This window comes from Dehalobacter restrictus DSM 9455 (assembly GCF_000512895.1).
Taxonomy (GTDB): Bacteria; Bacillota; Desulfitobacteriia; order Desulfitobacteriales; family Syntrophobotulaceae; genus Dehalobacter; species Dehalobacter restrictus.
Genome location: NZ_CP007033.1, coordinates 624,801 through 640,579, shown reverse-complemented (window position 1 = coordinate 640,579; position 15,779 = coordinate 624,801). Strand labels below are relative to the sequence as shown.

The window sequence follows — 15,779 nt, the reverse complement described above, 5'->3', positions numbered from 1 at the left end:
TAGCCAAGAGCTGATGCAGCAGGACATACAAACGATTAAGGGGGACATCATCCATATGCGCCAAAGCCAAGCGCGTGTGGAGCATGATCTTTCTGGAAAAGTCAATGCTTTATTCGATTTCCGCGAGAGTCAGATCGAAACCAATCAACGTGTTTCTGAAAGACTAGAACGGCTTGAAGCTAAACGATAAATATTTTCTCTAAATTTATTTATTTTCTTAATTTTATATGAGGGCTTTTCTTTTTATAACCGTTTAATTTACCTTGATTAAGAAGAAATTTTTCCGTTGAAATATGTCAGGTCACCTTCCGGATAATGCCAGACTGCCTTTAAAATGGTCGGTTTGAAAATGCCGTTCTCATTCCTCTCATAACCTTCATATACCGCCGACCAGGGGATGCTTTGCTTACTGCCGTCAAAACCTACAGCCATTCGGTCATTGGTGGTAAATTCAAACATTTTTCCCACTTCATTGAAGGTAAAGATGCCGCTCGCACTTATACCGAAGGAAGTAATCGACGCTTTGGCATGCGTATCGTCAATCGCTTCCCAAGTGATGTAGTCTTGTAAGGCAATGTTCGGTACATACAAACTCTCTGCGAGAACCGTTACCAGACAGGCCTTATCCATTTCGACACCTTTTTGGTCAAACAGCGTAAAGGCTTTGGCGATCACGCCTTTCATGGAGCCCACGCCCTGATTGTAGCTGTCGAAGCCCTGAAAAGGTATTCCGTACATCGCACTGTCAATGAAAGCCAAGCGGTTCGGCGTTTCAACAAAGTTGTACTGCGTATAGTCAATGGTAAGCGTTGCCTTATCCACGCCGGTGGAGAAAGGTACATCTTTAAATTCGGTTTTCATCCAGGACATTTTGGAAGTACCGATATAGCCGCAGTGATTAAAATATTTTTGTACAGGCTCAGGCAGATGGGCGATATCCTGCTGCGAAAACATTTCTGTTTCCGGTCGGGTCTCGGAAATAAGCTGGGCAGCCGTCTTATTAAAGTCTGATTTTAAAGACGAATAAGGTTGGATAAAGTAAACGACGGCCAGCAAAATAATCGCTGCAAGAATACCTGTAACAACACCTAACGTTATCATTTTTTTACTCCTTAATCTTTTCATTTTCATTCTCCATCATTTCGATATTGCGACCGATCTTGACTAGCCCTTGGTAAAATCCATCTGTTGATTCAGGGTCAAATCCGTTAAAAAGCTTCTGCATGAATGCTAATTCCCTGTGTCTCCGTTCGCCAAAATAGGTGTTAAATTTGGGGGTGAGTGCAATTCTCAAAGCTCTGGCATCATTTTTGTCTTTGGAGATGGTTATAAATCCGCTTTCTTCGAGCGTCGCTGCCAGACGTTTGGCATTCTGCCTGGAATAACCGATATAATCAGCTGCTTCGCTAACAGTCGGCGGTTCTTCAAAACGGGCTACACTGACTAAAAAAAGCCACTGCTTAATGGTAATATTCTGATCAAAAGCATCCCCAAGTACTTGTAGCCTGTTAGCTAAAACAAAGATCATTCCGAAGATATTGGCCTGCTTTTTCATTTCGTCCATCTGATACACCTCCAGATCGTTCTTGACTGCCTCCATATAAATAGGTAACATGTTACTTTTTTAGTATATGTAACATGTTACCTATTTGTCAATCCTTTTGCTGTAAACCTTTGTTGCGAAAAAATTATACCTTCGATGCGGCAAAATTTCTCAATTTGTAGAATTTGCAAGCGCTTGCAAATTCTACGGTTATTGAAATAAGTGGTTTACCACATTTCTTTTCTGACTTGTTTCACTAGATCGGCAATATCATCTTCTGTTTTTAACCTCAGCCTTCCAGCTTGCCTTGCATAAGGCATCCTAAATTTAGGGGAAAAAGTGTAATATAAGTTCTTAAGTTGACGACATTGCTGCCCCCGAACCCCCTGGGTTTATCGCTTGGTTTTCCAGGGCCGTAAAAAAGCGGTGCTTCATGAATGAATACACCGCCCTGCAAAACCTCACGCGCCGCTGAGGTCGCTCCCCAGCGTTGCCCTATCCTGCGCGGGAGTAAAAAAATTATTTGTATGCCCAATTGTAAATTATTATATTTATAATTAATTCTTTAATTCACAATCATCCCCGGTCTGTTCTACCTTTAAGAGTTAAATGTCTCTCATACTATAACTACTATCATTATATTCCACTTGACCATCCTTGGATCGATGATCTCCATAAATCGCAAAATGCTGTATTCCAAGCGGGTTACCGACAGAAACCTCGGTTTGTGCCCAAGTAACGTCGTAATTCAATACAAAATCATAATCTACAAGAGTATAGTTACGATAAAGTTCACTATATGCTTCAACTTCATCGCATACTATGTCAGTACTAGTGACAGAATAACCTCCAATATTTATTATACCGCTACTGAGTTCAGAATCACAGGCCATATTCCAAGCAAATGCAGCATTGGAACATAAAAGGCAAAATGCCAATATTAATACGGTAATTTTTAATTTTTTTCCATTCATTATTTCACCTCTCTGGCTATATGATTTAATTTAATTGGGTCATGTTTTGATATATCAAATTCATCAAGAGTTAAGGTTCCGTCATCATGTTTAATTGCTATTGATACTTTATCATTTCCTTCGATGAAAAATACTGGCATGAAGTCACCTATTTTGTGAGTCCCATCTTTCGTTAAAGATTTAAGAGCATCTTGACATTTATTTCTTAAATCAGAATTCAATTCAGAAACATTATCGTCATATATTTCTCTCATATATACAGGCTTAGCCTTATTTGTGTCTATTTTTAAAGTTTCTACTGCTAAATTTTCAAATGCAGATTCTTCTTGAGAATTAACGCTGTCTGAATAAGCTCTATTAACATTTACAAATAATAGTACAGCCAAAGACAATACTCCAAGACCAACCGCAACCGACGTAAATATTTTCCTTTTTTGTATCATAGAAATACTTTGTATGATATCCATATATTGAAAAACGCGATACCATACTCCCCTTTCTGTTTTTTAAAACTAAACTAACTAATTTCATATTTACTGATGCGAGTCTTTTTATATTATATAATTTTATTCACTTTTCATAAATGCTTATACTCCTTTTCCTTTATTTTTATGACGTTATTTTTATGATATCGTAAATACTATATAATATTTGCTATATAACTGTCAAATTAATACTAATATGTATTTAAACGGAAACACCGTTGCAAGTTCCAGTGGACGGGGCTGTGTATAATGACCCCAATGAGTCAAACACAAATTTTAAAAAACTAAGTTATAATGGAGACATGAGTTAAAAAAAAGATATCACCTGTCAACACCGATGTAAATTTATGTCTATTGGTAAATAATATCAATCGGTATTGGTGGGCGTTGATGATCGGATCTTTCTTTTGGTACGATATCCGATGTATGGCAATCTTTCTTCCTTTGTGATAAGCGGCGGGCATATTGTCCAAGGCGATGGTTGCCACATCTTTTTCGGCGTATTCCGAAGGTCCACAGAAAGGAACAAGGAAAAATACTAAATTGCAGCTGAAAATTTCTATATCCTTATAGCCTTTTTGACAAATAAAAAAACTTGGTCCCAGACCAAGTTATAAGACAGGGCAACCAGCCCAAAATTCGTTTAATTGAAAGATGTTACCCGGAAATATAGCGGAAGTCAACCTGTAAGCCGAGTTCTGTACCTCTTGCGAGGTGATGATCATCTATCTAGGACTGCCGTTACCGACAGTCTCAAGCGACCTTACCCGGGAACAGAGCGGGCAGCTCCATCGTTCCTCTATTTGGTCTTGCTCCAGGTGGGGTTTGCAGGGCCAGCCAGTTACCTGACTGCCGGTGAGCTCTTACCTCACCTTTCCACCCTTACCGCTTGGCAGCGGCGGTATATCTCTGTTGCACTTTCCTCAAAGGGATTCTCCCCCCGCCGGGCGTTACCCGGCACCCTGCCCTGTGGAGCTCGGACTTTCCTCAGAGACGACCTTTCGGCACTTGTCCCCGCGACCATCCGGTTGACTTCGCTATCCAATCTTACTAGATTATTTGTGTTTGGTCAAATAATTCTTAAGCGTATCTAAAGTAAATCGCCGTAATCAATTTGTTGCCTATTTCATATAGCGTATATCAGGAATTCAATGATTTGTTTCGACATTAGTTGCTTCGACAAATTACGGCGTAATCACAGTATATCATTCCAAAAACAAAATTCAAGCTACAATTTATAACACTATAATCAAATTTTCCCTATAATTTTGTAATTATTTTAATTCTTAGTTATGCACAAGTTGTGAACAAATTGTGCATAACTTTTGAGTTCTTATGATCATCCGCCCAAAAATAACCAGGACGCTATTGGAACCAACTATAGATTTATCTTTCAGACAATTCAGTCATGTTGATAACTTTATCAACGCTTCAACCACGGTATTTTGCTCGCCGCGCTGATAACCACTTCTACGTCATCCATTGTTCGATCGGCTCTAATATAATCGTAAAGTGCATGGATCATTGGGATTTCGCTAAGAAAATGCCCGAGCTCACCGACGGCCATACCTGATTCGAGACAATCCAGCACGTTATGGTAGCCGATCTCTCCTGTGATATATAAATCAGCACCCTTAAAGGCAGCCTTCGCCACAAAACTGCTTCCGCTGCCATTTAAAATGGCAATTTTTTTGATCTTTCTGTCAGGATCTCCTGCCAATCGCACTGAAGAACAGTCATGGCCATACTTCTCCGTAAGCTGCTTCAGAAATCCTTCCCACAAATCGGCTAGTCTGACAGGTTTCAGTAATGTTCCGATCACCCCGTATCCTCTGGGTTTCCCGGTATTTCGGAGTGGTATCAGGTCGTAAGCGGGTTCTTCATACGGATGTGCCTTATGCAAAGCCTTAATCGCCCTGCCAAGGCTGCGCTCTTCGACAATGCTCTCGAGCCGGATCTCGGGTACTCTGGTCAGCTCTCCAACTTTTCCTATAGTTGGCTCGGCTCCGTCCAGCGCCCGGAACATGCCTTCACCGTTTGTCTGGAAGAAACATTCGCTGTAGGCATCACTGTGCTCGCCATCGGTAATTCCACTGCCGACGCCTTCGGCGGTCAGAGCCTTCCGGATGGTCTCGACGTGTTCTTCCGGAACAAAAGTGACGATCTTAATCAGTTTCTCAGCAGAGGTGGTTTCCAGGAACTCTTTTTTCTGCAGTCCGAGCATTTCCGCAAACGTCAGGCTCGATGACAAATACGACTGATCCAGATTCGTGTGGGCAGCATAATATGAGATCCCATTGCGGAAAAGCGATAGGGGGGCCAAGGCCGCCTGGTTGTCCATACGGAGATTCTTCAGCGGTTTAAACAGCAGCGGGTGGTGGGAAACAATCAGTTCAGCTTTTTCCGAAACAGCTTCTTCGACGGCTTCCATGGTTCCGTCCAGCGTCAGTAAAATCTTATTGACGCGCTGGGCGCTGCTGCCGACCAGGAGTCCGGGATTGTCCCAGTCTTCTGCCCAGGAACGCGGCGCTATCTTTTCGATGAGTTGTTCAACCTGGCCTACTGATACAGCCATCTTTTTATTACCTCCATCATGGCGATTTCCTGCCTCATCTGTTCTGCTCTCTGGGAAACTGCAGCCCTGTTTGTGCGCATCATTTCCAGAACGACTCTTCTGAGATTGCTCGTGGTGTCGGCAATGATGTCGTTTAACCGGGGTTCTTTGCGTTCGATGATCAGCGGTCCGAGCTGCCAGATGAAATTACGCAGCGTCTGTTCCAGATCCTTTGCTGCTTCCAACGCAGGCACTCCGGTACAGTCCGCGGCAATATCCTGAATGACCTGCTTCATCCGCTGTTCGACTTCCTCTCTATCCAGACCTTCTGAGCGGGACAGGCAAATGACGGTATACAGCCTGCCGTCTTCTTCTGTCAGACATTCTTCGCTCAGCCTCCAACCCTCAGAAAGCAGTTCGAATCTGACCCTGTTTTCTGCGCCCTGCGGCTGAAGGATCAATGTCTGAACACTCTGCAGTACGTCCGGCTTCGTGGCGAGTATTTCGAGGATCGTCACGCCGCCCATACCGGCAATGACCAATGTATCGACTTCTCCCGACTCCAGCGGAATCAGTCCGTCTCCGTGCCGGATCTGGATGTTGTCCTGTAATCCATAGGCTTTAACATTTTCGACAGCAGATTCATAAGGCCCTCTGTGGACATCTACCCCGACAGCCTGGCAAATCACTCCGGCCTGTACCAGATAGACAGGCAGATAGGCGTGGTCCGTACCGATATCCCCGATTCTGGCGCCGGCGGGCACCAGTGACGCAATTGTCTCCAGGCGGGAGCCAAGCTTTATGGCCGTTTTATTTTCCAGTTTATTATCTTGCTGTTCTGAAACCATTGTATTCCTCAATGTTATCATCCCTATAACAATAAACTCCGGCTTGCACCAGAGTTTTGTTTTTGATTTCAAATTCATTATTTTTGGTGGTGGGCCCACCTGGGATCGAACCAGGGACCAACCGGTTATGAGCCGGCCGCTCTACCGCTGAGCTATAGGCCCAAAAAATATGGCTCCCCGAGCTGGATTCGAACCAGCAACCTATCGGTTAACAGCCGATTGCTCTACCGTTGAGCTATCGAGGAAAGCCTGCGACGTTTATTATACGGAATTATTGCGCGATGGTCAAGCATGTTTTATCAATTTTATCTTGCGTTATCTGGATTCATCTCAACTTTTCTTAATCCTTTTTAGTCTTATTTATTGTCTTTAGCATAACAAGAATTTTTTAAGAAAATCCTGATTTTTAGTCTAAATAATCCTTCAATTTTTTGCTGCGGCTTGGATGGCGGAGCTTGCGCAGCGCCTTGGCCTCGATCTGCCTGATTCTTTCTCTGGTTACGCCGAATTCCTGGCCGACTTCCTCCAAAGTCCTGGTGCGTCCGTCATCGAGTCCGAAACGCAGTCTGAGGACTTTCTCTTCTCTTGGGGTGAGCGTCTCAAGGACCTCTTCAAGCTGTTCCTTGAGCAGGATGAATGACGCGGCTTCAGAGGGAGCCGGAGCATCCTCGTCGGGAATAAAATCTCCGAGGTGGGAATCTTCCTCTTCCCCGATCGGTGTTTCCAAAGAAACAGGTTCCTGAGCGATCTTTAAGATCTCCCGCACACGTTCTTCCGGTATCTCCATGACCTTGGCTGTTTCATCCGGGGTTGGATCGCGGCCCAGTTCCTGCAGGAGCTGTCTGTTGACCCGGATCAGTTTATTAATCGTTTCGACCATATGAACCGGTATGCGGATCGTTCTGGCCTGGTCGGCGATCGCGCGCGTGATGGCCTGTCTGATCCACCAGGTTGCATACGTACTGAATTTAAAGCCTTTGCGGTAATCAAATTTTTCCACAGCTTTAATCAGACCAAGATTGCCCTCTTGGATCAGGTCCAGGAAAAGCATGCCGCGGCCCACATAGCGCTTGGCAATACTGACCACCAGACGCAGGTTTGCTTCCGCCAGACGGCGCTTGGCCATTTCATCCCCGGCCTCCATCTTGAGAGCCAGTTCAATCTCATCTTCCGCTGTCAGCAAAGGAACCCGGCCGATCTCCTTCAGGTACATCCTGACGGGATCGTCGATCCCCACACCTTCAGGAATGGAAAGGTCAATGTCTGTTTCATTAGCGATCTCGTCGGCAAGATCTTTTGTTTCTTTGTCGATAACCACTTCGACGCTGTCGTCAACAACATCAATACCGAGCCCGCTCAGCTGGTCATAGATCTCCTCAATCTGGTCCTCAGAAAGGTCGACCTTCTGCAAAGCATTGGCAATCTCATCATAGGTAAGATTACCCTTGGTTTTGCCCAGCTCAATTAAAGTCGAGACATTTTCCTTTTTCATTTCATCTACGGTCACGGAATTCTCCCCTTCCAGCGGATAATTCGCAACAAATTGTTTCTTATTATTTCTCGCCACGTTTCAACCGCTCTCCTATCTCCTGGAGCAGGACAAGCGCCCCAGTCATATCTCCAGTTTTTTCCAGCAAAATCATTTTGGCCTGCAAATCTTCGATCGTCTCTTTCTTCTTTGTCTCCTTAATCAAAGCAATGCAGTCCTTAAGGAGCATATCGGCTTTATCGAAATCGATGGACAATTCATATATTTCGGCAAGACGCCTTTGAACCTTCTCATACCAGCTGTCATCATTGATAAGATTCAAACTGTTTTCCGGGAAATTCTCGAAGATATATCTATGTTCCTGCAGCCTCCAAAATTCCTTATCCAGGTTGTCGGCTACTTGATTTTTATAATTGGGATTCTCCAGGATGATTCTGAGAATGGTCTGTTCGGCCCGGAAAACTCCTAAATGGACATAAGATTCGTTAGAACTGTCAATGTCCGTCCCTTCTATAGTATTTCTTTTTTTACAGAAATATCCTGTTGTTGCGAAAAAATTTCGGAATTACCCCTGTTTCCTCTGGTTTTCTTCGTCAAGCTGTCGATCTCGTGCTGAACTGCTTCGAGCGTGAGACCGAGCTCCAGACTTAGATATCTTTCATATCCTTCTTTCTCAACTACGCTTGAAACTTTAAGGATATCGGGAGCAAGCTTTCTGATCAGCTCTGCTTTATCCGGTATGGTCCGCAGGGGGGTGTCCCGGATCAGCATTTTATATTTAAACTCGATGAAAGTAATGGTATTTTCGAGTTTCTTGCGGAATTCAGCGACGGTGTGCTTTTTCAGGAATTCATCAGGATCCTTGGCATCCTCGAGCAGCAGCACCTGAATGTTCAGGCCTTCATCAAGAAGGATCTCACCGGCGCGCAGGGCTGCCTGAATCCCTGCCTTATCCGAGTCATAGCCGATTACGATCTTGCCTGAATATTTTTTAAGCAGCCTGGACTGATCCTTAGTCAGGGCGGTTCCGAGTGAGGCGACAGCATTTGTGAAGCCTGCTCTCTGCGCTGCGATTGTATCCATATACCCTTCAAGGAGTAAAGAATACCCTGCCTCCCTGATTCCCCGGGAAGCCAGATGAATGCCGTAAAGATTGCGTCCTTTATGAAAAAATTTTGTTTCCGGTGAATTCAGATATTTAGGTGTAGAATCATCGAGCACCCTTCCGCCAAAAGCAATCGGAGCCCCTTTGACATCGAGGATAGTATAAATCACCCTGTTGCGGAACCTGTCGTAATAACTGATTTCCTGCTCACTGGTTTCCCTACGGACAGCGAGCCCGAATTCAGCCAGTTCTTCCGGTGCGACTCCTTTGTCTGCAAGCTCCCTGATCAAGCCATCCCACCTGTCCGGCGCAAACCCAAGACGGAAATCCCGGATGACTTCGGGGCCAATCCCTCTGTGTTCAAAGTAAGCCAGTCCATCCTGTCCTTCGGGACGATGCAGAAGCACGTCGTGGTAGTAGCAGGCAGCCCACTCATGAATCTCCCGCCAGCGGCTGCGCTGGGCTTCGTTCTTCCTTTCCTCCGAAGAAAGCTCTCTTTCCGGCAGCGCCATCCCATACTTCCCGGCTACCTTCTTCAAAGCTTCGATGAAGGCTAAGCCTTCTTTCTTCATCAGGAAAGAAAAAACATTTCCGCCGGTGTGGCAGCCAAAACAGTAGAACATCTGACGATCGGGATTTACATTGAAACTCGGTGTCTTTTCAGAATGAAACGGACAAAGCCCTTGATAGTTTTTGCCCGTACGTTTCAGCACCACATGTTCAGAGATAATTTCAACAATGTCAGCTTGGCGGCGTACTTCTTCGATAAAATCCTCAGATATTTTATAATCCATACCAGCACGCCCTTCATGGATTTACGTTTTTCTGACAAGTCTTTATCTTTTTCGATAAACTTTTTATTTTTCCTTCTTATTTTGAGACAATTTTTTGCACTTTTTGTTTAGTACTTTATCTCCCTGCTACTCTTTAGGAATAAAAAGATGTTTGAAGATGCTGATGGCATAGTTGTCTGTCAGACCCGCAACATAGTCAGTGATGGCTTGTTTCAGATCTCCCCCTGTCCATCTCAGATAATCTTCAGGCAGAATTTCCGGGTGATGCAGGTAGTAATCGAAAAGAATTCCCAAAATCAATCGGCTTTTGCTTCGTTCCTCCTGCAGTGAGCTGCTGTAGTATACTCTCTCAAACATGAAGTCGCGGAATTCTTTCATGATTGCGGAGATTTCTGCGGACTGACAAATCGTGTCCTTGCCTTCGGAAGCCTGAATCATATCGAGGACCATGGTCGTGATCATTTCGCTGGTGCTGGAGCCGATCTCTTTTCTGATCGTGGCCGGAAGGTCGTTCACGGACAGAATCTCAGCGCGCAAAGCATCGTCAAAATCGTGGCAGAGATAGGCAATCCTGTCTCCAATCCTTACAATCTGCCCCTCCAATGTATTGGGCATCCCAGGACCGGTATGGTGTAGAATTCCGTCCAGAACCTGCTCCGTGAGGTTTAGGCCCTCGCCGTTTCCGGTAAGGACAGTGTAGATTCTGACCGACTGTTCATTGTGTTCAAAATGGCCGATCAGGGAGGCCAGCGTTTCTTCTCCGACGTGTCCAAAAGGTGTATGACCGACATCGTGACCCAGGGAAATTGCCTCAATCAGATCTTCGTTTAAGCTCAGCGCCCGGCCGATAGTCCGGCAGATCTGTGCGACTTCCAGGCTGTGCGTCATCCTGGTTCGATAGTGATCTCCGACAGGAGCAATATAGACCTGCGTTTTGTGTTTCAGACGGCGAAAAGGCTTGCTGTGCAAAATCCTGTCCCTGTCTCGTTGAAACCTGGTTCGAACGCTGCATTCGACTTCTTCTCTCGTTCTCCTTGCTTCGGCACTTTTCGCTGCCAGAGGCGAGAGCCGCTGAAATTCATGTTCCTCCGTTCTTAACCTGATCGACTGGGACATCTACAACCACCTTCTTCACAAGAATCAAAAGGGATCAGACGCGAAAACAAAAGAAATAGCACCTGAGGCCACAATTCCGCCACTTTCTGGCGGAATAAGCTAAGACTTTGTACTTCGTCTTTTATTTTTCACAAAAAACCTTCAGACGTTCTTTCAATTCTTTAACTGTTTAATTCAACATTAAGTTTAAAAATCCTGCTTAAAGTATTAAATTGTATCATAAAATAAAATATTTACAAAATACTGCAAAAGTCATCTTTCACGTTAAATTGTCAGTTAACTGCGCTCTGGGGCTGATTGCTTACCACATTACGTAAAGACATTATAGTGACAAGACCTCTCAATATTCGGGTAGGTAGGTCTGGGTACCACAATACAGCCTACAACTACAACCACCCAAACAAAAAAAAATGACGCCTCAATGTTATTGATGACGTCATTCCCATTGGTCTAGGTTTTGATATCGTGCAGTGCCGCTTAAGCCCGATTCTTTAAGGCAGCCTGAGCAGCGCCTAGGCGGGCAATTGGTACGCGGAAGGGTGAACAGGAGACATAGTCCAGGTTGATTTCCTGGCAAAATTCGATTGAGGAAGGATCTCCGCCGTGTTCACCGCAGATTCCGATTTTGATGCCCGGATTTGCTTTACGTCCGAGATCGACGCAGATCTTCATGATCCTGCCAACGCCGTCCCGGTCTAAGACTGCAAATGGGTTATTGGCCAAGATATTCTGGTTCAAATAGTCGGGCAGGAATTTGCCTTCAGCGTCGTCACGGGAGAAGCCTAAAACAGTCTGGGTAAGGTCATTGGTTCCAAACGAGAAGAACTCGGCAAACGGTGCAATTTCGTCTGCGGTAAGCGCCGCTCTCGGCACTTCGATCATCGTTCCGATTTGGTAGTTGATCTTGACGCCTTCGGTTTTGATGATTTCCTGAGCGATTTCCTCGGTTTGCTTGCGCAGAATTTCAAGTTCTTTATGATGAATGACAAGCGGGATCTTGACATGCGGACGCACGTCAACTCCTTCTTTCACGAGTCTAGCTGCAGCTTTAAAAATAGCTCTGGACTGCATCGCGTAGATTTCCGGATACGAGATTCCAAGACGGCAGCCGCGATGCCCGAGCATCGGATTCATCTCCTGGAGACCGCGGACTTTCTTCAGCAGAACCTCTTTATCCTTGATTTCCTTTTGGACTTTTTCATCCTGCAGGTTGGCCGTGAGTTTTAATTCCTGAATCTCGAGAGCAAGTTCTTCGCCATTTGGCAGGAATTCATGGAGAGGCGGATCCAGCAGACGGATCGTCACCGGCAGTCCGTGCATGGCCTTCAAAATGCCGTAGAAATCGCCTTCCTGCATCGGCAGAAGTTCAGCCAAGGCAGCTTCTCTTTCGGGAAGCGTCTGAGCCAGAATCATCTTCTGGACAATCGGGATACGGGCAGGATCCATAAACATGTGTTCCGTCCGGCAAAGTCCGATGCCCTGGGCGCCGAATTCTCTTGCTTTGGCAGCATCAGGCGGATTATCTGCATTGGCCATAACCTGAAGCTTTCTGATTCCATCAGACCACTCCAGAATTTTTTGGAATTCACCGCTTAAGTCAGGATCCTTCATCGGAACAGTTCCTCTGATGACCCTGCCTGTTGCGCCGTCGATCGTAATCTCGGTACCTTCGGGATAAGCATCATCGCCAATCATAAAGATCTTGTCGGCAAGGTTAATTTTCAATGCATCACAACCGCAGACTGCAGGTTTGCCCATATGTCTGGCTACAACAGCAGCGTGGCTGGTCATGCCTCCCCTGCTGGTCAGAATCCCTTGGGCTGCAAGCATGCCGTGAATATCGTCCGGGGTGGTTTCCGTACCAACGAGGATGACTTTTTCTCCGGCCTGACCAAGCTTTTCGGCTTCATCCGCACTGAAGATAATCTTGCCGGAAGCTGCTCCCGGTGAGGCAGGCAGTCCTGTCGCTACAACATCGAGCTTCGCGGCATCATCGATTCTGCGGTGCAGCAGTTTTTCCAGCTGATGCGGATCAATTCTCTCAACTGCTTCTTCCTTGGTGATGAGGCCTTCCTGACAAAGTTCAACAGCAATGCGGATTGCAGCAGAAATCGTACATTTTCCGTTACGGGTCTGGAGTATGTAGAGTCTGCCTTTCTCAATCGTGAACTCGATATCCTGCATGTTTTTATAATGGTTTTCCAGATTCTTGGCGATCTCGCTGAATTGGCGGTAAATTTCCGGATTGTCATTTTGCAGGCTGTCAATCGAAAGTGGTGTACGGATGCCTGCAACGACATCTTCACCCTGGGCATTCATCAAATATTCCCCATACAAGTGTTTTTCACCGGTTGACGGGTTCCGGGTAAAGGCCACGCCCGTACCGGAGTCATTACCCATGTTGCCAAATACCATCGACTGGACGTTGACGGCGGTGCCGTAGCTGTCCGGAATACCATTGGCTTTCCGGTACACGATCGCCCGGTGGTTGTTCCAGGATTTGAAAACGGCGGTGATCGCTTCCTTAAGCTGTTCATACGGATCATCAGGGAATGGTACACCGGTCTCCTGCTTAACAAGCGCTTTAAACTTGACCACAAGTCCTTTCAGGCTTTCCGGAGAAAGCTCGGAATCGAACGTCACACCCTGCTTTTCTTTGACTTCTTCCAAGATATTCTCAAATTTGTGGCTGGCAATTCCAAGTACGACATCGCCAAACATCTGGATAAAGCGTCTGTAGCAGTCAAAAGCAAATCTCTCATTGCCTGTTGCCTTGCTGACGCCGCTGGCTGTTCCTTCGTTCAAACCGAGGTTCAGGATTGTATCCATCATCCCAGGCATGGAAACCCTCGCACCGGAACGGACCGAAACCAGAAGCGGATTTTCGGGATCGCCAAATCTCTTGCCGCTTGCCCTCTCGACATCCTGGATCGCGGGAAGGATCTGTTCCCATAATCCTCCGGGCAGCTGCTCGCCGCAGTCATAGTATTCGAGGCAGGCTTCCGTGGTAATCGTAAAGCCTTGCGGGACATTCAGTCCGATGTTGGTCATTTCAGCCAGGTTTGCTCCCTTGCCTCCAAGAAGGTTTTTCATGTCGGCACTGCCTTCACGAAACAAGTACACATATTTTTTGTCAACCATCTTTTCTCAACTCCCCGTTTATTGTTACTTTCTGCAGAATCACACTTGCGGTTTCTTCGACCGCTTTATTGGTGGTATCTATGATTACACAGCCAATCTTCTTCATGATCTGTTTGGCATAGTCGAGCTCTTCCATAATCCTGTTCAGATTGGCATAATCGGCAGATGCTCCAAGTCCCAGCGTTTTCAGCCGTTCACTGCGTATTTGGTTCAGTTTTTCCGGGCCTAAGATCAGCCCGAAGACCTTATTTCGGGGAACTTCATACAGTTCCCGGGGCGGTGTCACTTCCGGCACCAGCGGGATATTCGCAGCCTTAATCCCTTTATGGGCAAGGTACATGCTTAGCGGTGTTTTTGAGGTCCGGGACACGCCTATTAGGACGACATCAGCATACAGCAGCCCTCGCGGGTCCTTGCCATCGTCATATTTAACTGCAAACTCCACAGCCTCTACCTTCCGGAAGTACTGTTCATCCAGTCGGTGCGTAACATTGGGTATATTTTTGGGATCAAGTCCGGTTTTATCAGCCAATGCCGAAATCAGCGGACTCAAAATATCGATGGTGATTAGATTTTTTTCCTTGGCCCGTCGTTCTATGTAGAGCCTCAAATTTGTCAGGACCAGCGTGTAAACGAGAATTGCCTGTTCCTCTACCGCTTCTTCCAAGATGTCATCGATATGCGTTTCATCCAGAACATAAGGCACCCGGCGAATTTTTGTCTTTATTCCGTTAAACTGTGCTGCTGCCGCTCTGCTGACAAACTCTGCCGTCTCTCCCAGCGCATCGGAAATTACATAAATTACCGGGATTTGATCGGTCACCAAAACACCCCCTCGCTTTCTCCTCTAAAACCACTTTGCGGTATTTGGAAATTTATCCTGGCCCAGTTCTACAAACAGGCTGGTTACATTGGTCTTTGTAAATCTGCCAACTACCTCAAAACTTTCGCGACCTCCCTCATTGATATAGCTTTCGACGACCGGAAGCGTATCAATTTGGTGCTGTACCAGCTTTCTGGCGGCCTCGAGTACGGATTCATCGGATGCAGCCATGATAATATTCGGCATCCTGGTCATGATGACACTGATCGGCATCCCGTGCAGATCCATATTGCCAAGTGAAGCCTTCAGAATATCCTTGCAGGAAACCATCCCCTTAAGCTCACGTTCATCATTAATCACGATCAGGCTGCCGACATTGTTGGTAAACATGGATACGACTGCATCGTAAATCGAGACGCTCTCCTTGACCGCAGCTGCAATTGATTTGAAATCACCGACTCTGAGCTGCCTGAACCTTTGGGCGATAGGTGAAGGTCCCGCATTTCCATTATAAAAATAACCGACTCGGGGACGCGCCTCCAATACACCCGCCATGGTCAGAATTGTCAGATCAGGTCTTAAGGTCGCCCTGTTCAAATTCAGCTGACTGGCTATTTGTTCTCCCGTCATCGGGCTGGATTTTTTCACAAGTTCGAGGATCTTCTCCTGGCGCTCGGAAAGCTGCATTTTTCTCACCCTCCGGAAAATAGAAACTAAAGTTCAAATATCGTAGCACATTGACGGTAATCCAATGATATAGTATGTCATATTTCTATATTATATAACATATTCAAAAAAAGGAAAGCCTTATCATTAAAAAAGAAAAACAAAAAATACATTAAAAATACATTTTAGAAAAATATCCAAAATACCTCCAGAAATAATCTAAATCAACCCTCAGAAGAAT

Annotated in this window: 12 protein-coding genes, 2 tRNA genes, 1 other RNA gene and 1 pseudogene; 1 reads left to right on the top strand and 15 read right to left on the bottom strand. The window is 45.7% G+C overall.

The window, feature by feature from the left end; genetic code table 11:
• The first annotated feature begins 13 nt into the window (after positions 1–13).
• The gene (locus tag DEHRE_RS14605; protein WP_242837020.1) at positions 14–190 is read left to right on the top strand and encodes a hypothetical protein; all 177 of its coding nucleotides are present in this window, start codon (positions 14–16) and stop codon (positions 188–190) included.
• 77 nt (positions 191–267) lie between these two features.
• Here DEHRE_RS14605 and DEHRE_RS03075 read toward each other — a convergent pair whose 3' ends face one another.
• The 15 genes and pseudogenes from DEHRE_RS03075 to ccpN all read right to left on the bottom strand — a co-directional run bounded on the left by DEHRE_RS03075 (position 268) and on the right by ccpN (position 15,559).
• Positions 268–1,101: a DUF6544 family protein gene (locus tag DEHRE_RS03075; protein WP_026071861.1), complete on the bottom strand. Its 834-nt coding sequence runs from the start codon at positions 1,099–1,101 to the stop codon at positions 268–270.
• A gap of 4 nt (positions 1,102–1,105) precedes the next feature.
• A complete protein-coding gene (locus tag DEHRE_RS03070) occupies positions 1,106–1,564 on the bottom strand; it encodes a MarR family winged helix-turn-helix transcriptional regulator (protein WP_019225724.1) in 459 nt (152 codons plus the stop codon).
• A gap of 584 nt (positions 1,565–2,148) precedes the next feature.
• The gene (locus DEHRE_RS03065; protein WP_019225726.1) at positions 2,149–2,517 is read right to left on the bottom strand and encodes a hypothetical protein; all 369 of its coding nucleotides are present in this window, start codon (positions 2,515–2,517) and stop codon (positions 2,149–2,151) included.
• Entirely contained in the window at positions 2,517–2,984 is a 468-nt protein-coding gene (locus tag DEHRE_RS03060; protein WP_019225727.1) for a hypothetical protein, read from the bottom strand. The genes DEHRE_RS03065 and DEHRE_RS03060 overlap by 1 nt, the downstream gene beginning before the upstream one ends.
• Before the next feature lie 689 nt (positions 2,985–3,673).
• An RNA gene (gene rnpB / locus DEHRE_RS14210) (RNase P RNA component class A) lies at positions 3,674–4,038 on the bottom strand.
• Between the two features lie 387 nt (positions 4,039–4,425).
• Positions 4,426–5,577, bottom strand: a complete 1,152-nt coding sequence (locus DEHRE_RS03055; RefSeq protein WP_019225728.1) for a Nif3-like dinuclear metal center hexameric protein — start codon at positions 5,575–5,577, stop codon at positions 4,426–4,428.
• Positions 5,562–6,425 (bottom strand): tRNA (adenine(22)-N(1))-methyltransferase, encoded by an 864-nt coding sequence (locus tag DEHRE_RS03050; RefSeq protein ID WP_242837019.1) that lies wholly within the window; start codon positions 6,423–6,425, stop codon positions 5,562–5,564. Before DEHRE_RS03050 ends, DEHRE_RS03055 begins: the two co-directional genes overlap by 16 nt.
• Before the next feature lie 66 nt (positions 6,426–6,491).
• Positions 6,492–6,566, bottom strand: a tRNA-Ile gene (locus DEHRE_RS03045).
• 8 nt (positions 6,567–6,574) lie between these two features.
• A tRNA-Asn gene (locus DEHRE_RS03040) sits at positions 6,575–6,649 on the bottom strand.
• Between the two features lie 161 nt (positions 6,650–6,810).
• The gene (rpoD, locus tag DEHRE_RS03035; protein WP_015044571.1) at positions 6,811–7,971 is read right to left on the bottom strand and encodes an RNA polymerase sigma factor RpoD; all 1,161 of its coding nucleotides are present in this window, start codon (positions 7,969–7,971) and stop codon (positions 6,811–6,813) included.
• Positions 7,958–9,792: pseudogene (gene dnaG, locus DEHRE_RS03030) on the bottom strand (DNA primase). The gene rpoD and the pseudogene dnaG overlap by 14 nt, the downstream one beginning before the upstream one ends.
• Before the next feature lie 126 nt (positions 9,793–9,918).
• Positions 9,919–10,908, bottom strand: a complete 990-nt coding sequence (locus DEHRE_RS03025; protein WP_019225731.1) for a deoxyguanosinetriphosphate triphosphohydrolase — start codon at positions 10,906–10,908, stop codon at positions 9,919–9,921.
• Between the two features lie 477 nt (positions 10,909–11,385).
• Positions 11,386–14,049 (bottom strand): pyruvate, phosphate dikinase, encoded by a 2,664-nt coding sequence (gene ppdK, locus DEHRE_RS03020; RefSeq protein WP_025205227.1) that lies wholly within the window; start codon positions 14,047–14,049, stop codon positions 11,386–11,388.
• A complete protein-coding gene (locus DEHRE_RS03015) occupies positions 14,042–14,872 on the bottom strand; it encodes a pyruvate, water dikinase regulatory protein (protein WP_025205226.1) in 831 nt (276 codons plus the stop codon). Before DEHRE_RS03015 ends, ppdK begins: the two co-directional genes overlap by 8 nt.
• A gap of 24 nt (positions 14,873–14,896) precedes the next feature.
• On the bottom strand, positions 14,897–15,559 hold the full coding sequence (ccpN, locus tag DEHRE_RS03010) for a transcriptional regulator CcpN (RefSeq protein WP_025205225.1): 663 nt from the start codon (positions 15,557–15,559) through the stop codon (positions 14,897–14,899).
• Between the last annotated feature and the right edge of the window lie 220 nt (positions 15,560–15,779).